Below are 24,464 nucleotides of genomic sequence, written 5' to 3'. Positions count from 1 at the left end.
AAAGTGAGAAAAGGTTGTAAAAGGCAGTAGCTGACTGGCATGAAAATGTACTTTTTAAGCTTTTTTCACGCCTACTCAGCCTTGCCGAGGTGGGAGATGAAACCAGTTATTTCCCACCTCGGCTTGACCATGATTCTTTCATCATAGAAGCAGAACAGCTGTGTTATTTTGGATAGTGAGATAAGCTTTCATGTCCATCAGTTGTTACTAAAATATCATCTTCAATGCGGACGCCCGCAACACCTGGCACATAAATACCAGGTTCAATCGTAATAACCATACCTTCTTCAAGTAGATTTTCATTTACATTGGAGATGTCTTGATATTCATGTGCTTCAAGACCTAGTCCGTGTCCTAAGCGATGAGGGAAATAGTCGCCATAACCGGCATCTTCAATAATCCCTCGCGCAATATTATCTAACGTACTAATTGTAATGCCTGGTTTAATGGCATCAATGGCAGCTTGCTCGGCTTGTTTTACAATGTCATAAATTTGTTGAGCCTCATGACTCGGTTGACCAAATGCCACTGTCCGTGTAATGTCACTGCAATAATGGTTGTAGATGACACCTAGATCAAATAATACATACTCATTTTCTTTTAACGTACGATCACCTGGTGTACCGTGTGGTGCTGCAGCATGATCACCAAATAAGACCATTGTATCAAAGCTCATCTCGCTTACACCATGCTTTTTAATCTCGTTCTCAATATGGTTTACAACTTCACGCTCTGTCACATCTGATTTGAGATATGCTACACCGATTTCTACACATTTGTCGGCAAGTTCAGCAGCGCGACGCATCTCGTTGATTTCAGCTTCTTTTTTGATATTGCGCAATTTTTTTAATGTCAGGTCAATTGCGCCAAATGATTCTACGCCGAATGCTGATTCTAATTCATGCGCACGCTTTACAGTCAGATGTGTTTCTTCAATTAACATTTTAGAGAATTGCGCGGCATGTTTTGCATAAGGGTTTTCAGTATCGAGATAGCCAATAATTTCACCTTGGTATGGGGAAGCTTTGACTTCTTCAACATCGAGTTGAGGCACAAATAATGTTTGTTTGCCGTCTTTTGTCACTAACAACGCAAATAGACGTTCATGCGGTTCGCTTTTAAAGCCGGTTAAATAAAAGATGTTTGTAGGATGTGAGATCCAAACCGCATCAGCATTTTCTTGTTGAAGTGTTTGAATCAGTTGTTCTATCTTTGTCATAAAACTCCTCCTCTTCATATGTCTACTTTATTGTATGCCAGTTGTTTATAAAATTCAAACAATGAAATGTGTTGCCAATGCTTGCACGTGGTATAGTAGTGTTAGGAGTAGTGAGAAGGAGGATATCAAATGAAACTATCATTTCATGGTCAATCAACTGTTTATTTTGAAGCAAATGGGAAAAAAGGGATTATTGATCCCTTTATAACAGGTAATGGATTGAGTGACTTAGATGTAGAAACATTGGATTTGGATTATATTGTTTTAACGCATGGGCACGAAGATCATTTTGGGGACACGTTAGCACTAGCAAAACGTACGAGTGCGACAGTGATTTCTACAGCTGAAATTGCAAATTATCTTTCAACGGCGAAAGGTATTGAAAATGTACATCCTATGAATATTGGCGGTCAATGGAACTTTGATTTTGGGAAATTAAAGTTTGTGCAAGCTTTTCACAGTTCTAGTTTACTGAATGATGAGGGGATTCCTATCTATTTGGGGATGCCGATGGGGGTTATTTTAGAACTTGAAGGTACAACCGTTTATCATACAGGAGATACAGCTTTATTTAGTGATATGAAGTTAATTGCTGAACGTCACCCAGTTGATGTATGTTTTATTCCAATTGGAGATAATTTTACAATGGGTATTGATGATGCAAGCTATGCGATTAATCAATTTATCCAACCTAAGATTACGGTGCCAATTCATTATGATACATTCCCACTTATTGAACAAAATCCAGAAGACTTCAAGGCAGCAGTTACACATGGAGAAGTTCAAATCTTAAAATCAGGCGATGAAGTTAAGTTATAGGGTATCATCCCATAGAAAAAGTGAGCCGACAACAGACGTCAGGCTCACTTTGTTAATTATTTAACGATTAATACTGGAATTTTAGCGCGTTTTGCAACTTTGTGACTGACACTGCCTAAAACAAACTTCTTAGCTGCTTCAGCTTTGCGGTTACTTAAGACTACAATGTCATATTGACCACTATTCGCATATGCGACGATTTTTTCTTTTGGGTTGCCGCGCTCAATAACTTCTTCATAAGGGATGCCATATGATTCAAGCGTTTCGCGTGTAGGCGCCATTTTATCATGACGAATTTGTTTTAATTCATCGATATGTGTGCCCATTTTTACGGACGCTTGTACATCTTGTTCACCAATGACGTTTAATGTCGTCACGGTTGTTCCTTCACCAGCAAGTTTTGCAACTTCTTGTAGTGCTTTGGCATTTTTCAAATCTGTGTCGACTGCGAGTAGTATATTTTTGTGCATCTCAATCAACCTCCCTAATACTAGTGTAAACAATATCATAGTAAAATGCTATGCATATCAGCCATTTTTCAATATTTATTGTTAGATAACGATTTGTATTCATGTGTAAAAAACCAGTAAATACAGTTATAATAGACTAGGTATATAGTACGTGTTGTAATAGATAAATTATTATAGAGTTTATATGAAATAATTTTGTGGAATAAAACGTGCGTTGAGTAAGGAAAAGGTGTGACATAATCAATGACAAAACATGAACAGATTATCAAGCATATCGAGAATCTGACAGTCGGACAGAAGATTTCGGTGCGCAAAATTGCAAAATATCTTAACGTCTCAGAAGGAACGGCATATCGCGCAATTAAAGATGCGGGTCAGCGAGGTCTTGTTGCAACGATAGATAGAGTTGGGACAGTTAGGATTGAAAAAAAGGCGAGGCAACATTTAGACAACCTGACTTTTGGTGAAATTGCCAAAATTATTGATGGGCATTTCATTGGTGGAAGAGCGGGACGATTTAAAACACTGACTAAGTTTGCAATTGGTGCCATGGAAGTGGATAACGTTGTAAACTTTGTGTCTAAAAATACATTGCTGATTGTAGGGAATAGGCTAGATGTTCAGAAAGCGGCACTAAAAAAGGGAAGTGCCGTTCTTATAACTGGAGGGTTTGATACGACAGAAGAAATAAAACGTATAGCAGACGAGAAGGCGTTGCCAATCATTTCTTCTAACTATGATACCTTTATGGTGGCAAATATTATTAATCGCGCCATGTACAATCAAATGATAAAAAAAGAGATTTTGGTTGTAGACGATATCGTGATACCCATTGAGGAAACATCATATATTCAGCAAACGATGTCTGTTCAAGAAGTGCGAGACCTCTCTCGCGATACAGGGCATTCACGCTTTCCTGTGGTAGATGACAATATCCGATTAACCGGCCTTATAACGAGTAAAGATATTATCAATCGAAATGCGAATGATTTGGTTTATAAAGTAATGAGTAAACCGCCCATCAGTGTGCAGATGCATACAACTGTTGCAAGTTGTGCACACCTCATGATTTGGGAAGGGATTGAATTGTTGCCTGTCACAGGTGTGAACAAGCAATTAATTGGCGTGATAACGCGTGAGGATGTTTTGAAGGCGATGCAAGTAGTAGGTAGACAGCCACAAGTAGGTGAGACAATTAATGATCAAGTCGCAAAGCATATTGAAATAAAAAATCATCAAATTTTTGTGGAAGTGACACCTCAATTAACGAATCAGTTTGGAACATTGAGTAAATCTGTTTCTGTCGCTATTATTGAAGAAACGATTAAAAGTGTAATGCGCAAACATAAAAAATTGGAAGTCATGATTGAAAGCTTAAATATTTTTTATATCAAAACAGTACAGATTGAAAATGAAATTGAAGTACATTATCAAATTTTAGATATGGGGCGTAACTTTGCTAAAATTGAAGTGACTATGGAAAGTAATCAAGCGCCTGTCGCAAAAGCGCTTATCATGTGCCAATTATTAGATCATTAGGAGTGTAAATAATGAATAATTTTGAACAAATACTGTTGACAATTGAACGATATGACACAATTATTATACATCGACATGTTCGACCGGATCCAGATGCGTTTGGCTCACAATATGGTTTGAAACGTTTTATTCAAGCTAAGTACCCACATAAGAAGGTATTTGCGGTGGGTGAAATGGAGCCTTCTCTCTCTTTCATGGGAACATTAGATGATATTGAGGACGCAACTTATGAAAATGCATTAGTGATTGTATGTGATACTGCTAATGCACCACGCATTGACGATACACGTTATAGCAAAGGAGAAACATTAATTAAGATTGACCATCATCCACCTGTTGACCAGTATGGCGATGTGAACTATGTGGATACAGATGCATCGTCTACGAGTGAAATTATTTACAATTTTATTGAAGCAATAGACGCTACGCAGTTTATCAATCGTGATATTGCATCAGCGTTATATCTAGGTATTGTAGGTGACACAGGACGCTTTTTATTTAATAACACAACACCTAGAACGATGGCGATTGCGAGTGCATTATTGATGCATGATATTGAACATACACGACTTTTGAATCAATTGGGCGAGAAAGAACCGCGTCTCATGCCATTTCAAGGTTATGTTTTACAGCATTTCGAGTTGGAAGAAAATGGCTTTTGTCAGGTGAAGATTACGCAAGAAGTACTACAAAAGTTTGGCATTAGTTCATCTGAAGCATCTTTATTCGTTAATACAATAGCGGATTTGAAAGGATTAAAGGTCTGGGTTTTTGCGGTTGATGAAGGGCAAGAGATTCGCTGTCGTCTTCGTTCAAAAGGGATTGTCATTAATGATGTAGCTGCTGACTTTGGTGGCGGTGGCCATCCGAATGCTTCTGGCGTATCTGTTAGCAATTGGGAAATATTTGAGGACTTAGCGTCACAATTAAGAGCTAAGGTTCAATAAACAGGACACTTAACAAAAGAGGTGAGTGTATCAATGGTAGCACATCTAAATATTCATTCAGCATATGACTTGTTAAATTCAACTTTGACAATTGATCGTATGATTCAGCGTGCACAAGAAGCTGGCTATACTGCAATCGCATTGACTGATTTGAATGTAATGTATGGCATCCCTCAATTTTATGATGCATGTAAAAAAGCAGGTATCAAGGGTTTGCTTGGTATGACGATATATGTGACAGACCATTTGCAGCAACGAGAAGCCGTTTTGATTGCTAAAAACAATGACGGTCTCCAAGAACTTTTTAAACTGTCTACACATCTAAAAGTCAATCATCAAGAGGCGTTAGAATTGTCGGAGCTGTCTTCTTACGTGTCGAATACGGTAGTTATTTTTAAAAATATGCACGATGATACGATTGATTGGTTACAAAATTTACCCGATTCAGTGTCTTTTTATGTTGATGAAACATCATCAGCTTATGATGATATACCACAAGTGTGGGCGCGTGCAGCGTATTATGCACAGCCAGAAGATCAAGATGCTATCAAAACGTTGGCTGCGATAAGAGATAATACGAAAGTGAATTTAATGGTGCAACAAGATACGCAATCACAACATATATTAGACGTTAATGAGTTAGAGCGTGCAGATATTCCAAAATCTATGATTGCACGAACAGATGAGGTGGCAGCACTATGTGATGCACAGTTACAGTATCACCAAGCATTGTTACCGGAGTTTAAAACGCCCAATGGTGAATCTGCGGATGCATATTTATGGCAAAAGCTTACGACTGCAATGGCAGAACGTGGCTTGGAAATAGAAACGTATCAACAAAGATTACAATATGAGTTCGATGTGATAACACGCATGGGGTATGCGGATTATTTTTTAATTGTTAGTGATTTGATTGGTTATGCGAAAAATAATGACATTCTTGTAGGACCCGGCCGTGGTTCGTCAGCAGGTTCACTGGTTAGTTACTTATTAAATATTACAACGATAGACCCATTGCGTTATGATTTACTATTTGAGCGTTTTTTAAATCCTGAACGTGTAACAATGCCAGATATTGATATTGACTTTGAAGATACACAACGTGAAAAAGTTATTCAATATGTCCAAGAAAAATATGGCGATTATCGTGTTTCAGGTATTATTACGTTTGGACATCTTCTTGCCAAAGCAGTGGCTCGAGATGTTGGTAGAGTGATTGGCTTTGATGATACTACGATGAATGAAGCTTCAAAATTGATTTCAATGAGCGGTGCAACAACCTTAGAAGGAGCGTATGCATTTGAGCCGTTTCAGACGTTTGTTCACCGCAATCATTTGCATGAAAAGTGGTATGAACTGTGTCGTCAATTGGAAGGACTTCCTCGTAATACGTCGACGCATGCAGCTGGTGTTATTGTGAATGATCGCCCGCTTTATGAGTCTATCCCGTTAACAGAAGGGGATACGGGGTTATTAACGCAGTGGACGATGACAGAATCTGAACGGATTGGTTTGCTGAAGATAGACTTTTTAGGGTTGAAGAACTTAACGATTATTCATCAAATCATTAAGCAAGTCGCTCGAGATTTGAAGATTACAATTGATATTGAACAGATTCCGTTAGATGATCAAGATGTTTTTGCTATGTTGTCAAAAGGTGAAACAACGGGTATTTTTCAGTTGGAATCACAAGGTGTCAGAGATGTTTTGAAACGATTGCAACCGGAACATTTTGAAGACATTGTTGCTGTAACATCGCTATATCGTCCTGGGCCTATGGATGAGATACCAACATATATTACGAGACGACATGATCCTCAAAAAGTGACATATTTACATCCGGATTTGGCACCTATCTTATCAAGAACTTATGGCGTGATTGTTTACCAAGAGCAAATTATGCAGATAGCAAGTCAATTTGCAGGCTTTAGCTATGGTGAAGCGGATATTTTAAGAAGAGCGATGAGTAAGAAGAATCGTTCGGTATTAGAAAATGAACGAGAACATTTTATTCAAGGTGCTGCCGAAAAAGGCTATGAACAGGCATTGAGTGGTCAGATATTTGATTTGATTTTAAAGTTTGCAGATTATGGATTTCCACGTGCACATGCGGTTAGTTATTCCAAGATTGCGTACATTATGTCTTACCTTAAAGTTCACTATGCCCCTTATTTTTACGCGAATATTTTAACAAATGTTATTAATAATGAAGATAAGACAGCACAATTTATTCAAGAGGCGAAGCAACATCAGTTAAAAATTCATGCGCCACACATTAATAAGAGTCAGTGGCGTTATGTTGCAACCAATGAAGGGATGTATATATCGCTCGGTGCGATTAAAGGTGTTGGCTATCACAGTGTACAAGCTATTTTGACTGAGCGTTATGAGAACGGCCCATTTAAAGACTTCTTTGATTTTTGTGATAGACTACCGAATCGTGTGAGAACACGTCGCTTATTGGAGGCGTTGATATTTGCTGGTGCGCTTGATTGTTTTGGTAAGAATCGTGCGACGCTGTTACAGTCTATCGATCATATTGCGGATACGAATTCAGACTTGGATCAGTCTATTATTCAAGATTTTGCGACGGTTAAGAAAGATTATAATGAAACGGATGAAATGCCCGATGAACAGTTGAGTGCTTATGAAAAAGAATATTTAGGCTTTTATGTTTCAATGCATCCGATTGAAAAATTATTTTTGCAGAAACAATATTTGGGTGTTCATCGCATACATGCTAAAGCAACGAATCAACCGATACTAGTAACGATAGAGCGTATGCGTGTCATTCGCACGAAGTCAAAAGGACAACAGATGGCTTTTGCGACATTTAATGATGGGCAGCAGTCTATAGAAGGTGTGTTATTTCCAAGTGTGTTTCAACAACTCCCCTTTAAGTTAACGACCAATCAATCTTATATCATCTTTGGTAAGTTTGAATGGCGTCAACAGCAACGTCAAATTATTGTCAATCAAATCATGCCACTTGTCGACTACGAGCACTACAAAATAAACAATGTTAAAAAGATTGTGATTCGACATGGTTTGACTGAGGAGATTGTGCATCAGTATGTGAATCAAGAAACCACAAAAGGTATTCCGGTTTTACTATTTGATGAACGGACTAATCAGATGACACAAGTAGGGCAGATAGTTAATAAGCAACAATTGCTCATATCATTTATACAATTATTTGAACCGAACCATATTCGTTTATTATAATAAGAAGGCGATTAAGACCTAGTCACAAAAGGCAATACACGATGATTGGCTCATTTATCAAAACAATCGCACATAGACAGACATTAATTGCATATACCTTAATCATCAGGGTTATGCTATAGTAAGATGATAATCATAATCTATATAGGCAATAGAAGTGCTATTACAACGAGAAAATAATGGAGATGGTAAAGAAGATGTCATTAAGAGACGACGCATTACATATGCATTTAGAAAATCATGGAAAGCTAGCTGTGAGTCCAAAAGTGAAAGTGACGAATAAACAAGAATTAAGTTTAGCTTATTCGCCAGGTGTTGCGGAGCCTTGTAAAGATATACACGAACGCCCGAGCAAAGTGTATGATTATACAATGAAGAGCAATACAGTGGCGGTTATTTCTGATGGGACAGCGGTCTTAGGTCTTGGTAATATCGGAGCTGAAGCAAGTATTCCTGTGATGGAAGGTAAAGCAGTCCTCTTTAAAAGTTTTTCTGGCGTGGACGGTATTCCATTGTCTTTGGCAACAACTGATACTGAAGAAATTATTCGTACAGTTAAGTTGCTAGAGCCGAACTTTGGTGGCGTCAACCTTGAAGATATCTCAGCACCACGCTGTTTTGAGATTGAAGAGCGTTTGAAGAAAGAAACGAAAATACCAGTTTTTCATGATGATCAACATGGAACGGCTATTGTTACAGTAGCAGGTCTAGTCAATGCATTACGAATTGTAGAGAAAGACCTCGCAGATATTAAAGTGGTCTTAAATGGCGCAGGTGCTGCAGGTATTGCAATTGTTAAGTTACTGTATTCATACGGTGTGCGTAATATGATTATGTGTGATTCGCAAGGTGCCATTTATGAAGGACGCCCACATGGTATGAATGAGACAAAAGCAACAGTTGCAAAATGGACAAACAAAGATAAGCTAAAAGGTAAGTTAGTAGATGTTGTGAAAGGTGCAGATGTCTTCATCGGTGTATCTGTAGCGAATGCATTAAGTGAAGAGATGGTACAATCTATGGCAACTGATCCAATTATCTTTGCGATGGCAAACCCTAACCCTGAGATTACGCCTGATAAAGCGAAAGCAGCAGGTGCCAAGGTGATAGGTACCGGTCGTTCTGACTATCCTAACCAGATTAATAATGTTTTGGCGTTCCCAGGAATTTTCCGAGGCGCATTGGATGTTCGTGCAACACATATTAATGAAAATATGAAGCGTGCAGCAGTAGAAGCGATTGCTAACTTAATCACGGATGAAGAGCGCAATCCTGATTATGTCATTCCAGAACCATTTGATTATCGTGTTGCACCTTCAGTAGCTAGAGAAGTTGCACGTGCGGCAATGGAATCAGGTGTTGCAAGAATTGAAGTCGATCCTGATGAAGTATATCAGCATACCATTGAACAATCATCTTTAAATCAAAAATAGTGTGTATCTAATGTATTCGGCAAATCAAATTTTAAAAATAAGTGATAGTGACAAGTAAGATATGTTATCACTGTTGGAGTTAGGTCTAAGATAGAAACGTCATTTGTTTTATTAATGAGTGATTACAATGTGACGTTTTATATGTTATGACTGCCCATTGTGGAGGTAATATTATGTTTAAAGATTTTTTTAATCGTAATTCAAAAAAGAAAAAATACGTAACGGTTCAAGATTCAAAGCAAAATGAAGTTCCTGATGGCATTATGACTAAATGTCCAAACTGTAAAAAAATTATGTACACCAAAGAGCTTACTGAGAACTTAAATGTATGTTTTAATTGTGACCATCATATTCAACTTTCAGCGTATGGACGTATCGAGGTTTTAGCTGATAAAGATAGTTTTGAAGAGTTTGACCGAGGAATGACCTCTGCAAACCCATTAAACTTTCCGGGTTATGAAGAGAAAGTGGAGAAAGATCAGACCAAAACTGGCATGAATGAAGCGATTGTGACAGGTATTGCTAAGTTGAACGGTATTCCTTTTGGGATTGGTGTTATGGATCCAAGATTTCGTATGGGAAGTATGGGTTCGGTCGTAGGTGAAAAGATTTGCCGTATTGTTGATTATTGCACAGAGAATAGATTACCATTTGTGTTATTTACTGCATCAGGGGGGGCACGTATGCAAGAAGGGATTATTTCCTTGATGCAGATGGCAAAAACATCCGTATCTTTGGAACGTCACTCGGAGGCAGGATTGCTCTTTATTTCATATATGACACATCCGACAACGGGAGGGGTTTCAGCTAGTTTTGCTTCAGTTGGCGACATCAACTTAGCTGAACCGAAAGCATTGATTGGTTTTGCGGGTCGACGCGTCATCGAACAAACAATTAACGAGAAGTTACCGGATGATTTTCAAACAGCAGAGTTTTTATTAGCGCATGGTCAGCTGGACAAAGTTGTACACCGCAGTGATATGAAGCAAACACTTGCCACATTATTCGATATGCATCGTGAGGTGAAAAATGATGTTAGAATTTGAAAAATCAATAGAGACGATTAAAAAGAAAATTCAATCATTAGAAGAGACACAAGTAAAGAATGATGTAGATCTCACAGATGAAATAGAGATGTTGGAAGCTGCTCTTGAGAATGAAAAGCAGAAAGTCTATACGTCTCTAAAATCATGGGACCGTGTACAACTTGCACGTTTACCGGAACGACCTACTGTTTTAGACTATATTCCATACATATTTGATCAGTTTATCGAATTACATGGAGATAGAACTTTCCGAGATGATCCATCTATGATTGGTGGATTGGCCTATTTGAATGGATTACCTGTTACAGTGATTGGTCAACAGCGTGGTAAAGATACAAAAGATAATATTTATAGAAATTTTGGTATGGCACATCCAGAGGGATACCGCAAAGCATTGCGTTTGATGAAACAGGCTGAGAAGTTTCAGCGTCCAATTTTTACATTTATTGATACGAAAGGTGCTTATCCGGGTAAAGCAGCGGAAGAGCGTGGTCAAAGCGAATCAATCGCTAGAAACTTAGTTGAAATGGCATCATTAACTGTACCTGTTATAGCCATTGTGATAGGTGAAGGTGGAAGTGGTGGCGCACTTGGTCTCGGCGTTGCGAACAGATTATTAATGCTTGAAAATAGTACGTATTCTGTTATCTCTCCAGAAGGTGCGGCAGGTATTTTATGGAAAGATAGTTCATTGGCAAAGATAGCTGCGGAAACGATGAAGATTACAGCATATGACTTGTTGGAATTTAATGTTGCGGATGAAGTTATCAAAGAGCCACTAGGTGGGGCACATCATGATGTAGAGATGCAAGCGAGTCGCATTAAAAAAGCATTTATTACACATTTGCGTGACTTTACGAATATGGCGCCAGAAGATATACAAGAAGATCGTTATCAAAAGTATAGAAATATTGGAAGTTATATTGAATAATGCAAAACTAAAACCTACTAAATGATTGCATAATTAGGCATTATGCAGTTGTTTAGTAGGCTATTTAGTATGTGAATATAATTTATAATTGAACTTTCGTTATTAAAATGTCATAGATGGGTATCATTATAAAGGGACAAATTATGTCCTTCACGCCTCTATTTTTGAGTGATTCACGTGGTTTCGTGTCAAATTTATGAAATAATCAATTTAAACCGTTTACATTTTTTTGAAGCTAGAATATTAATGGAATGCACAAATGATTTGTGTTATTTTTAACTTAAGAATTGAGCAAGGAAGGTATGGCTATATGAAAAAGATTGCAGTTTTAACAAGTGGTGGAGATTCTCCTGGTATGAACGCAGCTGTTCGTGCTGTTGTACGTAAAGCTATTTATCATAATATTGAGGTTTATGGTGTATACCAAGGTTATCTTGGCTTAATCACAGACGATATCCATAAACTAGAACTTGGATCAGTAGGTGATACGATTCAACGTGGTGGGACATTTTTGTATTCTGCACGATGCCCAGAGTTTAAAGATCAAGCTGTTCGCGAAAAAGGAATTAAAAACCTATTGAAGCGAGGTATTGAAGGTCTTGTTGTCATTGGTGGAGACGGCAGTTATCGCGGTGCACAACGCATCAGTGAAGAATGTACAGATATCCAAACAATTGGTATCCCGGGTACGATTGACAATGATATCAATGGTACAGATTTCACTATTGGTTTCGACACAGCATTAAACACAATAATTGATTCGGTTGACCGCATTCGTGATACTGCATCAAGCCATGCACGTACCTTTATTATTGAAGTAATGGGACGTGACTGTGGTGACTTGGCATTATGGTCAGGATTAGCAGTCGGTGCAGAAACGATTATTATTCCTGAAGTAGAAGTAGATATAAAAGATATTGCTGAAAAGATCCAGCACGGTATTGATCGCGGTAAGAAACATTCGATTATTATTGTTGCAGAGGGATGTATGTCTGGTGAAGCATGTGCAGCTGAATTGACGAAGTATATTAATGTTGATGCACGTGTGTCTGTACTCGGACATATTCAACGTGGTGGTAGTCCAACAGGGGAAGATCGCGTATTAGCGTCTCGCCTAGGTGGATATGCAGTTGAATTACTCATGCAAGGTGAAACTGCGAAAGGTGTTGGTATTAAAGACAATCGTCTGCGCGCAACAGACTTTGATGAAATTTTTAATACGGCGAACAGTAAACCAATTAATCAACGTATGTTAGAACTAACTAAAGAATTATCGATATAATCTAGGAGGCTTTCTTAATGAAAAAGACAAAAATTGTTTGTACGATTGGACCAGCATCTGAATCAGAAGAAATGTTAGAAAAGTTAATGACAGCAGGTATGAATGTTGCACGTTTGAACTTTTCACACGGTTCACATGAAGAACATGCAGCACGTATTGCAACAATTCGTAAAGTTGCATCTAAATTGAACAAAAATATCGGTATTTTGCTAGATACAAAAGGACCTGAAATTCGTACGCATAATATGAAAAATGGCATGATTATGTTACAAAAAGGTTCAGACGTGACAGTAAGCATGACTGAGGTTGAAGGAACAGAAGATAAGTTTTCTGTGACTTACCCACAACTTATTGATGATATTGAAATTGGTTCATATATTTTATTAGATGATGGTCTAATAGAGCTTGAAGTTAAAGCTATTGATAAATCTGTAGGCGAAGTATACTGTACAGTACTTAACACAGGTGAACTTAAAAATAAAAAAGGTGTTAACCTACCAGGTGTGAGCGTTAACTTACCAGGTATCACTGAAAAAGATGCTGCAGATATTCGTTTCGGTATTGAACAAGATGTAGACTTTATTGCAGCAAGTTTCGTGCGCCGTGCAAGTGATGTATTAGAAATCCGCAGAATATTAGAAGATGCGAAGAATGAAAACATCACAATTATTCCTAAGATTGAAAACCAAGAAGGTATTGATAATATTGATGAGATTTTAGAAGTATCAGATGGTTTAATGATTGCACGTGGTGACATGGGTGTTGAAATTCCACCAGAAGCTGTGCCAGTTGTGCAAAAAGATTTAATTCGTAAATGTAACAAGCTTGGTAAACCAGTTATTACTGCGACACAAATGTTAGACTCTATGCAACGCAATCCACGTGCAACACGTGCCGAAGCATCAGACGTTGCCAATGCGATTTATGATGGTACAGATGCTGTTATGTTATCTGGTGAAACAGCAGCAGGTGCATATCCAGAAGAAGCGGTTATCGCAATGAACAATATCGCACTTGCAGCAGAACAAGCACAAGACTACAAAAAATTATTATCTGATCGCACAAAACTTGTTGAAACATCATTAGTCAATGCGATTGGTGTATCAACAGCACATACAGCACTTAATTTAAATGTTAAGGCGATTGTAGCAGCAACAGAGAGTGGTAATACAGCGCGTACGATTTCTAAATATCGTCCAAAATCAGACATTATTGCTGTAACACCAAAAGCGACAACAGCTAGACAATGTTCATTAATTTGGGGTGTATACCCAGTGATCCGTGAAGGTATTTACTCAACAGATGAGTTATTAAATAACGCAGTTGCAACAGCGGTAGATACAGGTCGTGTTGTCAACGGTGACTTAATTATCATTACAGCAGGTGTGCCGACAGGTGAAACTGGTACGACGAACTTAATGAAACTTCACTTAATTGGTGAAGATGTTGCAAGTGGACAAGGTATCGGTCGTAACTCAGCAGTTGGTCGAACAGTTGTGGTTCAAAATGCGAAAGAATTAGCTAACCAAAACCTTGAAGGTGCGGTAATCGTTACGCCATCTGTAGACGAGGAAATGGTACCATATCTTGATAAAGTAGTTGCCTTAGTAACTGAAGAAGGCGGTTTAACATCTTCAAGTGCAATTATTGGTCTTGAAAAGGGTATTCCAACGGTTGTAGGTGTTCAAGATGTAACATCGGTTATTCCAGACGGTATCCTTGTTACTGTTGATGCAGCACAAGGCAAAGTTTTTGAAGGATATGCGAATGTTCTATAAGTAAAGACTAATGTTAGTTAGGTGTTTAACATAAAATAGTTGTTAGGAGTAGTTGTAAAATCTTTAGAGATAGAGATTGGATACAGCTACTCTTTTTATATAACTTTCTAAATGATGAATTTCTTTTTCTTTATGGTCTTTATAAAAAATCTTTCTACATTCACAAAGTGTTATCAAAAATATTTATTATGCATGATAAATAAATGAAAAGGTAAAAAGAATACGCTGAAAAGGAACATGAAAATAGTAAGAAAACTTGTTATGATGGCATTTGCATTTCTATATAGAAGGAGATGCCACTGAATATTGTTTGATAATTCTGATATTAGTGTGTTCTTAAAATGTTCACAAATTCGATGAAATTAGATATAATATTATTATGAAAGCCGTTACAATAGTGCGAATTTAAAGTAAAGGGGAAATTACTATGGCAGAATTAATGAGAGGTTTAGAAGGGGTAATTGCAGCCGAAACAAAGATTAGTTCTATCATTGATAGCCAATTAACTTATGCGGGTTATGATATTGATGATTTAACTGAGAATGCGCAATTTGAAGAAGTTGTGTTCTTATTATGGAACTATCGTTTGCCAAATGAAGAAGAGCTTAAAGCACTTAAGAAAAAATTATATGATTATATGACATTGAACCCACGAATGTACAGTCATTTTGAAGAATATACGACAGACAAAGTTCACCCGATGACTGCCTTGCGTACATCTGTATCTTACTTAGCACACTTTGATGAAAATGCTGATGAAAACGATGAAGAAGCAATTAGAGAAAGAGCTATTCGTATTCAAGCGAAGATTGCATCATTAGTGGCGTCATTTGCACGTGTTCGCCAAGGTAAACAACCAGTTAAGCCAGATCCATCATTAAGCTATGCGGCGAATTTCTTGTATATGCTTCGTGGTGAAAAACCTACAGATGTTGAGGTTGAAGGGTTCAACAAAGCATTGATTTTACATGCAGACCACGAATTGAATGCGTCAACATTTACTGCGCGTTGTACCGTATCATCTTTATCAGATATGTATTCAGGTATTACAGCAGCTGTTGGTTCATTAAAAGGGCCTTTACATGGCGGTGCGAATGAACAAGTAATGCGTATGCTTTTTGAAATTGGCTCAATTGATAAGGTTGACGCATATTTAGATAATGCATTCGCAAATAAACAAAAGGTTATGGGCTTTGGTCATCGCGTATACAAAAACGGAGACCCACGTGCTAAATATTTAAAAGAAATGAGCCGTAAGATTACTGAAGAAACAGGTCAAAGTGAACTGTTTGAAATGTCAGTAAAGATTGCAGATATTATCAAAGAGAAAAAAGGTCTGTTACCTAACGTAGATTTCTACAGTGCGACTGTATATCACAGTATGGGTATTGAACATGACTTATTTACACCAATTTTTGCAGTGAGTCGTACAGCAGGTTGGACAGCACATATCTTAGAACAATTGGCTAACAACCGTATTATCCGTCCACGTGCGAATTACATTGGTGAAACAAATCGCAAATATGAACCAATCGAAACACGTTAAAATATTTTCTGATTAAGCACTAAACAATTTTTGGAGGTTATTAGACAATGAGTGAAAAAATCGTTAAAACGGACAATGGGTTACAAGTTCCAGATCAACCGATTATTCCATTTATTATTGGTGATGGTATCGGACCAGATATTTGGTCAGCAGCTAGTCGAGTAATTGATGAAGCTGTCAAAAAAGCCTATGATGGCAAAAAAGAGATTGCTTGGAAAGAAGTACTAGCGGGTCAGAAAGCATTTGATGAAACAGGTGAATGGTTGCCTGCAGAGACATTAGATACAATCAAATCATATTTAATTGCTATTAAAGGTCCATTAACAACGCCAATCGGTGGAGGTATTCGTTCATTGAATGTAGCATTAAGACAAGAGTTAGACTTGTTCACATGTTTACGTCCAGTACGTTGGTTCCAAGGGGTACCATCTCCTGTTAAGCGTCCAGAAGATACAGATATGGTTATCTTCCGCGAAAACACTGAAGATATTTATGCGGGAATTGAATTCAAAGAAGGTACTGCAGAAGTTAAGAAAGTAATCGATTTCTTACAAAATGAGATGGGCGCCAAAAATATCCGCTTCCCTGAAACATCAGGTATCGGTATTAAGCCAGTCTCTAAAGAAGGGACAGAAAGATTAGTACGCGCTGCAATTCAATATGCTTTAGATAATAATCGTAAATCTGTAACACTTGTACACAAAGGAAATATTATGAAGTTTACAGAAGGTGGCTTCAAACAATGGGGTTACGATTTAGCAGAAGCAGAGTTTGGCGACAAAGTATTTACATGGCAACAATACGATCGTCTTGTTGAAGCTGAAGGCAAAGATGCTGCTAATGCTGCACAAGAACAAGCAGAAAAAGACGGTAAGATTATTGTTAAAGATTCTATTGCAGACATCTTCTTACAACAAATTTTAACACGTCCAGCTGAACATGATGTCGTTGCAACAATGAACTTAAACGGTGACTACATTTCAGATGCATTAGCTGCACAGGTTGGTGGTATTGGTATTGCGCCAGGTGCAAACATCAACTATGAAACAGGTCATGCTATTTTTGAAGCAACGCATGGAACGGCGCCAAAATATGCTGGCTTAAACAAAGTAAATCCATCATCAGTATTGTTATCTGGTGTATTAATGTTAGAACATCTTGGTTGGCAAGAAGCAGCTGACTTAATTACAGCTTCAGTTGAAAAAACAATTGCATCTAAAGTCGTAACTTATGACTTTGCACGTTTAATGGATGGTGCAACTGAAGTATCAACATCAGAATTTGCTGATGAATTAATTAAAAACTTATAATCGTATGAAGTATAACTTAGGGTAATGAAATTATTTACAATGTTAATATTTCATTCAACTATTTAAATATGAAAACAAATGGTCGGGCGTATTCGTATGTCTGACCATTTGTAGTTCTATAACAATCATGCTTTCATAATGTTAAGTTCATATTAAAATATTGTAAAGTTTCTTATTGCATCATTATTTTAAGGTATAATAACTTTAAATAAATTGGGAGGTAGGCGTGATGGTTCAGAAAGTACTTGTTGTTGATGATGAACATTCAATCGTTACATTACTGAAATATAATCTTGAACAGGCAGGATATCTCATTGAAATTGCACAAGATGGGGAAGAAGCCCTAGAGAAAGTTGATGAAGTCAAACCTGATATTATCGTTCTTGATTTAATGCTACCTAAAAAAGACGGCATTGAAGTTTGTAAAATGATTCGAGCGAACAAGAACTCAGTGCCTATTTTGATGCTGACTGCGAAGGATGATGCATTTGATCGTGTTCTTGGTCTAGAGCTTGGTGCTGATGATTATATGACAAAGCCTTTTTCACCAAGAGAAGTAGTTGCACGTGTAAAAGCTATCTTACGACGTGTAAACGCTGCTGAATGGCAACAAGATAATGAGGATGAAGATATTCACATTGGTGCATTGCGCATACGACCAGAATTCTTTGAAGTGTATCGTGGTGACCAATTAGTCGAATTGACGCCAAAAGAGTTTGAACTTTTATTATATTTGATTGAGCGTCAAGGGCGTGTTATCACTCGTGAACACATGTTGAATTCTGTTTGGAACTATGAATTTGCTGGTGACTCAAGAATTGTTGATGTCCATATCAGTCATTTGAGAGAAAAGCTTGAAGAAAACCCTAAGAAGCCACAATTGATAAAAACAGTACGTGGTCTTGGTTACAAATTGGAGCGTCCAAAATAGATGATCAAATTTTATCATAAGCTATTATTAATACTTACAACGATTATTGTTGTAAGTTTTCTAGTTCTTGGCTTTTTTGTGCACCATAGTATTTATATAACGGCTGTGACGCACCAGCAAGTAGAATCGAACCAAGAAGCCGAAGCATTGTTATCTGCTTATCATGCAGGAGATAATGCAAAACTTGAAGCGCTCTCCAAACAATTTCAAACGTCCGTATTGATCTATGAGAATGGTAATGAATCGCTTGTGAATCCTGATCAGCAACCTTTATTGTTGAAACACAAAACGCAGTTGTTAAACGCACTATCACAACAACAAAGTACCTATCAGCTTGATAACAAAACGAACATTTATATGTATGGGTTTAAGCAGGGCAAGACATGTATCTTAATGAGTGGCCAATTTGCAATGGTCAATGAATTACAACTACAATTTTGGAAATATTTAATTTTGATTGCTATGATTACGCTTGGATTGATTTTCTTTACTGTTCGTTACATTAACCGAACGTATATCCAGCCGATTAATGAAGTGTCCTATGCCACTGCGTTGTTATCCGATGGGCATTATAATATCCGTGTGCCCGAGAGCAGTGTGAAAGAGACGAAAGAGTTGTATGTGTCAATCAATGTATTGGCTAGACGTTTAGAAAAGTTAAACCATGCTCAAAAAATGCAACGCAATCGTTTGTTAACCACATTAGAAAATATTCCCAGTGCGATATTGATGGTTGATAAGCAAGGAGAAATCGTAGTTGCGAATAAAACATACAGTGATATATTTCATAATGGTGATAATGTAGAACATCAACAATACGAATCTGTCTTGCATCCAACACTTAAACAATTGATTGTGGAAGGCTACAAAGTTGAAAAAGGTATTTATCAACAAATTGAAATTCATGTTAATGATATTCATCAGAAGTTTTTTGATGCTGCATGTGTGCCAATTTTGACGAGTAAAAAGAAACGACTACAAGGGATGGTTATTGTATTACATGATATTACTGCCCTCAAAAAATTAGAAAATTTACGTCGTGATTTTGTTGCGAATGTATCGCATGAGTTGCGCACACCGATTACATCTATTAAAGGCTTTGCTGAAACATTAATAGATGGTGCAAAAGATGATCCAGCTTCTTTAGATATGTTTTTAGAAATTATTCTTAAAGAGTCGAATAGAATCCAATCGTTAGTAGAAGATTTATTAGATTTATCAAAAATCGAACAAAATGCCACTTTAGAAAAACATCGTATTGACTTAACTAATGTTGCACGTAATGCATTGTCAAGCATCAAACCGATTGCTGACTTGAAGTCTATCGTTCTTGAAGATTGCATTAGTGATAATATTTATACAATGGCAGATGAAGATAAAATGACACAAGTAATGGTGAATCTGCTGACTAATGCTGTGAACTATTCCCCAGAGTATAAAAGGGTAACTTTGCGCGTCTATAGTGAACCGCACCAGCAAGTCATTGAAGTGATAGACCAAGGGATAGGCATTCATCCAAATGAAAAGTATCGCATTTTTGAGAGGTTCTATCGTGTCGATAAAGCAAGAAGTAGAGATTCGGGTGGTACAGGTTTAGGTTTATCCATCACGAAGCATATTGTTGAGGCGTATCAGGGTAAAATTGATGTTGTATCAGAAGAAGGAAAAGGCTCGATATTTAGAGTGATATTACCGGAACAAGATAAATAATGAAAGACACAAAATGGGATGGCTTAAAGCTGTTCCATTTTTGTCTGTAGACTGACAAATAGGGTTTCAGTGCATTCTGTGATAAAATATAGCTATTAATATTGTTGGAGGTAAAACTGTGGATAAACTGATATTAATAGATGGTAATAGCCTGAGTTTTCGTGCTTTTTATGCATTGCCATTGTTACAAAACAAAGCAGGTATTCATACCAATGCGATATACGGATTTGCGCGTTTGCTCGAGAAAATTTTAAAAGAAGAACAACCCACGCATTTTTTAGTGGCATTTGATGCGGGGAAAACAACTTTTCGACATGAACAGTATGCTGAGTATAAAGGAGGACGCCAAAAAACACCGCCAGAGTTGAGTGAGCAGTTTCCATATATTCGTCAGTTATTGGCGGCATACGCGATACAAACATATGAGTTAGATAACTACGAAGCCGATGATATTATTGGTACGTTAAGTCGTGAAGCGGACGAAGCAGGAATGCAAACAATTATTATTACTGGCGATCGTGACTTGACGCAACTCGCTTCTGATCATGTCACAATCTATTATACAAAAAAAGGTGTTACAGATGTCGATCATTATACACCTGCATTTATTGCTGAAAAATATCAAGGGTTAGCGCCAAAGCAAATTATTGATATGAAGGGATTAATGGGCGATGCATCAGACAATATCCCAGGTGTTGCTGGTGTTGGTGAAAAGACAGCTATCAAGCTTCTGAATCAATTTGGTACTGTAGAAGGTGTGTATGACGCAATTGATAGTGTTTCAGGAAAAAAACTGAAGGAAAAGTTAATTGCTAGCAAAGACGATGCCTTAATGAGTAAAACATTGGCAACAATTAATCGTCAAAGTCCTATTAGCGTTTCCTTGAAAGACACACGTTTGCCTGAAACTTATGATGAATCTGAGAAAATTGCACTTTTTAAAGAATTGGAATTTCGTCAATTGCTTGATGAAGTGGACCGTAGTCCTAGTGAAGAGGTTTCGGCTAAAACTTTTGAAGTGGCAACAGACTTGTCATTGATTGATTTTGAGAATCTTAATGAAGCAATGGTGTACATCGAAGTTTCGGGTGCCAATTATTTAAAAGACCCATTATTACGATTCGGTATTTTTGATGGGAACCACTATGTTGTAACATCAACGGATACGATGAGTGCGTATCAACCGCTGATACAATGGTTAGAAAATCCACACGCTGCTAAAGTAACATATGATGCGAAAAAATTATATATTGCTATGAAACGTTTAGGGATTGCACTAAAGCATGTGACGTTTGACGCAATGCTGGCAAGTTACTTAATTGATCCGTCACAAACAATTGATGATGTAAGTTCAGTGATGTCACGCTTTGCTGATACGTATGTTCAAGAAGATGTGGTTATCTATGGAAAAGGCAAGTCTTATAAAATACCAGAAGATGATGTTTTAAATACACATATCGCTTCAATACTCGATGCACTTAAAACATCAAAATCTCAAATGCTTGAAACACTAGAGGCACATCAACAACTTGATTTATTAACAGATTTAGAACTTCCATTGGCAGAAATATTGAGTGAGATGGAATATACAGGTATCTATACGGATAAAGAAACATTAAAAGCTATGGAAGTAAATCTTCAACAACGCATAGATGAACTGATTGAAAGTATCCATGAACAAGCAGGAGAACCGTTTAACATCAATTCGCCAAAACAATTGGGTGTTATTTTGTTTGAGAAACTTGGCTTGCCGATTATTAAGAAGACCAAAACAGGCTATTCAACGGCAGTCGATGTATTAGAAAAGTTATCAGGGCAACATCCAATTATTGAAAATATCCTGACGTACCGAACATTAGCGAAGTTACAATCAACTTATGTGGAAGGATTACAAAAAGTGATCTGGAAAGATAAACGTATTCACACACGCTTTAATCAGACATTAGCACAGACAGGGCGTTTATCGTCTGTAGATCCCAACTTACAAAACATTCCGATTCGCTTGGAAGAAGGGCGTCAAATTCGCAAAGCTTTCAAGTCATCACACGAAGATTATGTGATATTAGCAGCGGACTATTCCCAAATAGAATTGCGTGTTCTTGCCCATATAACTGGAGATCCAACGTTACAGAAAGCCTTTATTGACAATGAAGATGTTCATACAACAACAGCGATGAAGGTATTTAATGTAGCTGAGGATGAAGTCACGTCATTGATGCGTCGCCAAGCCAAAGCAGTTAACTTTGGTATTGTCTATGGTATTAGTGATTACGGTTTGAGCCAAAGTTTAGGTATTACTCGTAAAGAAGCACAGCAGTTCATTGATGATTATTTATCACACTTTCCGGGTGTGAAGACCTACATGGAAACAATTGTTCAAGACGCAAAACAGCAAGGGTATGTTGAGACTTTATTGAATCGTCGTCGTTACATACCTGATATTACAAGTCGTAACTTTAATAAGCGTGGCTTTGCGGAACGTACGGCTATGAATTCACCCATCCAAGGAAGTGCTGCTGATATCATTAAGAAAGCAATGGTTGATTTTAAGCATGCGGTACAAACGACAGACTTTAAAGCCAAATTATTATTGCAAGTACACGATGAATTGATTTTTGAAGTGCCAAAAGATGAAGTAGAGGCATTTAGTCAATTTGTTGAAAAGATTATGGTAGAAGCTTTAGAATTAGATGTTCCATTAAGTGTTGAGTCTGAATATGGTCCAACATGGTATGATGCCAAATAATAGAGGAGAGATGAATGATGCCAGAATTACCAGAAGTCGAACATGTCAAGCGGGGAATCGTTCCGCATGTGATTGGACAACGCATCATTGACGTGACCTTCTCAAATAAAGTGATAGAGGGAAAGGCAACAGGAAAAGAGACGATTATTAAAGGAATATCACTAGAAGCATTTAAAATGAATACAATTGGTTATACGATTGAAGATGTAACACGTCGTAGCAAATATTTATTATATAAGCTCAAAAATGAGAATCATGAGCGTACATTGATTGCTCATCTTGGTATGGCTGGAGGCTTTTTTGTTGCAAGTAAAATTGAAGATATTGTCATAGCTAATTATCGCAAACATTGGCATGTTGTATTTCATCTGAACAATGGTCTTAAATTGATTTATTCAGATATTCGTAGGTTTGGCGAAATACGTAATGTGGCGATGTTAACTGACTATCCTTCAATTAATGAAATTGCACCTGAGCCTTTCTCTGATGAAGCAGAAGCGCATTATCTCAGCCAATTTGCTCATAAAAAGTATCAAAAAATGCCCATTAAGCAAATGATATTAGAGCATCGTGTTATCGCTGGTTGTGGTAATATCTATGCATGTGAAGCTTTATTTGATGCCAAAATAAACCCACATACGCCTGCAAATGCACTGACAGTAGTACAACGACAAGCTGTTTTTCGCAGTGTTGTAAAAGTTTTGGATATGGGTATACAAAGTGGTGGGACAAGTATATCGGATTATGTTCATGCAGATGGTCAGCGTGGTACAATGCAAAACAACTTAAAAGTATATAAGCAAAAGACATGCTCAAGTTGTGGTAGTGCTATTACAACAGCTATGATTGGTGGCAGAAATACACACTATTGTGAGCATTGTCAGCATTAGAAAGAGGGAAATTATGCCAAAAGTAATAGGATTAACTGGAGGAATTGCGACAGGTAAATCGACAGTTGCACAATTGTTATCAGCACATGGTTTTAAAATTGTAGATGCGGATATTGCTGCACGTAAAGCAGTCGAGAAAGGCTCAGAAGGATTGCAACAAGTACATGCACTTTTTGGAGATGCAGCGATCACTGAAAATGGAGAAATGGATCGTGCATATGTTGGTGAGCAAGTGTTTTATGATAGTGCGTTGCGTGAAAAATTGAATGCAATTGTGCATCCAAAAGTTCGAGAATTAATGGAAGCAGAGAAAAACGCTTGGTTAAAAGAGGGACATCATGTCATCATGGATATCCCATTGTTATATGAAAATAACCTTGAAGATACAGTAGATGAAGTATGGCTTGTATATGCTTCAGAGTCAATTCAAGTGGATCGTCTAATGGCACGCAACGACTTATCGCTTGAAGATGCTAAAGCGCGTGTATATAGTCAAATATCAATTGATAAAAAAAGTAGAATGGCGGATGTAGTTATCGATAATCTAGGTACAACATTAGAATTAAAGCAAAATGTTGAACGATTGCTCATTCAAAAAGGGTTTCTTGAACCATATTCAACTGAAGAATAATATTTATAATC

General features: G+C 37.4%; 18 protein-coding genes. 16 read left to right on the top strand and 2 right to left on the bottom strand.

Features of this window, described 5'->3' with window-relative positions:
- Positions 1–163 precede the first annotated feature (163 nt).
- On the bottom strand, positions 164–1,219 hold the full coding sequence (locus NXS11_RS02125; RefSeq protein ID WP_259198256.1) for a M24 family metallopeptidase: 1,056 nt from the start codon (positions 1,217–1,219) through the stop codon (positions 164–166).
- Positions 1,220–1,348: 129 nt separating this feature from the next.
- On the opposite strand from NXS11_RS02125, the gene NXS11_RS02120 reads away from it, so the two are divergent.
- Entirely contained in the window at positions 1,349–2,038 is a 690-nt protein-coding gene (locus tag NXS11_RS02120; RefSeq protein WP_259198255.1) for a metal-dependent hydrolase, read from the top strand.
- Between the two features lie 56 nt (positions 2,039–2,094).
- Here the strand turns inward: NXS11_RS02120 and NXS11_RS02115 are convergent, their stop codons facing one another.
- The gene (locus tag NXS11_RS02115; RefSeq protein ID WP_259198254.1) at positions 2,095–2,508 is read right to left on the bottom strand and encodes a universal stress protein; all 414 of its coding nucleotides are present in this window, start codon (positions 2,506–2,508) and stop codon (positions 2,095–2,097) included.
- Between the two features lie 243 nt (positions 2,509–2,751).
- Here NXS11_RS02115 and NXS11_RS02110 point away from each other — a divergent pair, with 243 nt between their 5' ends.
- The 15 genes from NXS11_RS02110 to coaE all read left to right on the top strand — a co-directional run bounded on the left by NXS11_RS02110 (position 2,752) and on the right by coaE (position 24,453).
- The gene (locus NXS11_RS02110) at positions 2,752–4,047 is read left to right on the top strand and encodes a DRTGG domain-containing protein (protein ID WP_259198253.1); all 1,296 of its coding nucleotides are present in this window, start codon (positions 2,752–2,754) and stop codon (positions 4,045–4,047) included.
- A gap of 11 nt (positions 4,048–4,058) precedes the next feature.
- Positions 4,059–4,994 (top strand): DHH family phosphoesterase, encoded by a 936-nt coding sequence (locus NXS11_RS02105; protein WP_263009878.1) that lies wholly within the window; start codon positions 4,059–4,061, stop codon positions 4,992–4,994.
- 33 nt (positions 4,995–5,027) lie between these two features.
- Positions 5,028–8,219, top strand: a complete 3,192-nt coding sequence (locus tag NXS11_RS02100; RefSeq protein WP_259198252.1) for a DNA polymerase III subunit alpha — start codon at positions 5,028–5,030, stop codon at positions 8,217–8,219.
- Between the two features lie 197 nt (positions 8,220–8,416).
- Positions 8,417–9,652, top strand: coding sequence for an NADP-dependent malic enzyme (gene ystJ, locus NXS11_RS02095; protein WP_259198250.1), 1,236 nt, complete (start codon positions 8,417–8,419; stop codon positions 9,650–9,652).
- Positions 9,653–9,825: 173 nt separating this feature from the next.
- A complete protein-coding gene (gene accD, locus NXS11_RS02090) occupies positions 9,826–10,698 on the top strand; it encodes an acetyl-CoA carboxylase, carboxyltransferase subunit beta (protein ID WP_259198248.1) in 873 nt (290 codons plus the stop codon).
- Positions 10,685–11,629 carry an acetyl-CoA carboxylase carboxyltransferase subunit alpha gene (locus NXS11_RS02085; protein WP_259198246.1) on the top strand — a complete coding sequence of 315 codons (945 nt, stop codon included), beginning with the start codon at positions 10,685–10,687 and terminating at the stop codon, positions 11,627–11,629. Before accD ends, NXS11_RS02085 begins: the two co-directional genes overlap by 14 nt.
- Before the next feature lie 310 nt (positions 11,630–11,939).
- Positions 11,940–12,911 (top strand): 6-phosphofructokinase, encoded by a 972-nt coding sequence (pfkA, locus tag NXS11_RS02080; protein ID WP_259198245.1) that lies wholly within the window; start codon positions 11,940–11,942, stop codon positions 12,909–12,911.
- 17 nt (positions 12,912–12,928) lie between these two features.
- Positions 12,929–14,689 carry a pyruvate kinase gene (pyk, locus tag NXS11_RS02075; RefSeq protein WP_259198243.1) on the top strand — a complete coding sequence of 587 codons (1,761 nt, stop codon included), beginning with the start codon at positions 12,929–12,931 and terminating at the stop codon, positions 14,687–14,689.
- Positions 14,690–15,116: 427 nt separating this feature from the next.
- Positions 15,117–16,235 carry a citrate synthase gene (locus tag NXS11_RS02070; protein ID WP_259198241.1) on the top strand — a complete coding sequence of 373 codons (1,119 nt, stop codon included), beginning with the start codon at positions 15,117–15,119 and terminating at the stop codon, positions 16,233–16,235.
- A gap of 47 nt (positions 16,236–16,282) precedes the next feature.
- Positions 16,283–17,545 (top strand): NADP-dependent isocitrate dehydrogenase, encoded by a 1,263-nt coding sequence (gene icd / locus NXS11_RS02065; protein ID WP_259198238.1) that lies wholly within the window; start codon positions 16,283–16,285, stop codon positions 17,543–17,545.
- A gap of 229 nt (positions 17,546–17,774) precedes the next feature.
- On the top strand, positions 17,775–18,476 hold the full coding sequence (locus NXS11_RS02060; RefSeq protein ID WP_259198237.1) for a response regulator transcription factor: 702 nt from the start codon (positions 17,775–17,777) through the stop codon (positions 18,474–18,476).
- Positions 18,477–20,186: a two-component system histidine kinase PnpS gene (gene pnpS, locus NXS11_RS02055; protein WP_259198236.1), complete on the top strand. Its 1,710-nt coding sequence runs from the start codon at positions 18,477–18,479 to the stop codon at positions 20,184–20,186.
- Positions 20,187–20,304: 118 nt separating this feature from the next.
- The gene (gene polA, locus NXS11_RS02050; protein WP_259198234.1) at positions 20,305–22,932 is read left to right on the top strand and encodes a DNA polymerase I; all 2,628 of its coding nucleotides are present in this window, start codon (positions 20,305–20,307) and stop codon (positions 22,930–22,932) included.
- A 17-nt stretch (positions 22,933–22,949) separates the two neighbouring features.
- Positions 22,950–23,822, top strand: coding sequence for a bifunctional DNA-formamidopyrimidine glycosylase/DNA-(apurinic or apyrimidinic site) lyase (gene mutM / locus NXS11_RS02045; RefSeq protein ID WP_259198233.1), 873 nt, complete (start codon positions 22,950–22,952; stop codon positions 23,820–23,822).
- A gap of 13 nt (positions 23,823–23,835) precedes the next feature.
- Positions 23,836–24,453, top strand: a complete 618-nt coding sequence (coaE, locus tag NXS11_RS02040) for a dephospho-CoA kinase (RefSeq protein ID WP_259198232.1) — start codon at positions 23,836–23,838, stop codon at positions 24,451–24,453.
- Positions 24,454–24,464 lie beyond the last annotated feature (11 nt).

The sequence above is a fragment of the Staphylococcus americanisciuri genome, from assembly GCF_024814435.1.
In the GTDB taxonomy this organism is placed as follows: domain Bacteria; phylum Bacillota; class Bacilli; order Staphylococcales; family Staphylococcaceae; genus Staphylococcus; species Staphylococcus americanisciuri.
The sequence above is the reverse complement of the archived record's forward strand: the minus strand, read 5'-3'. Positions and strand labels throughout refer to the sequence as shown.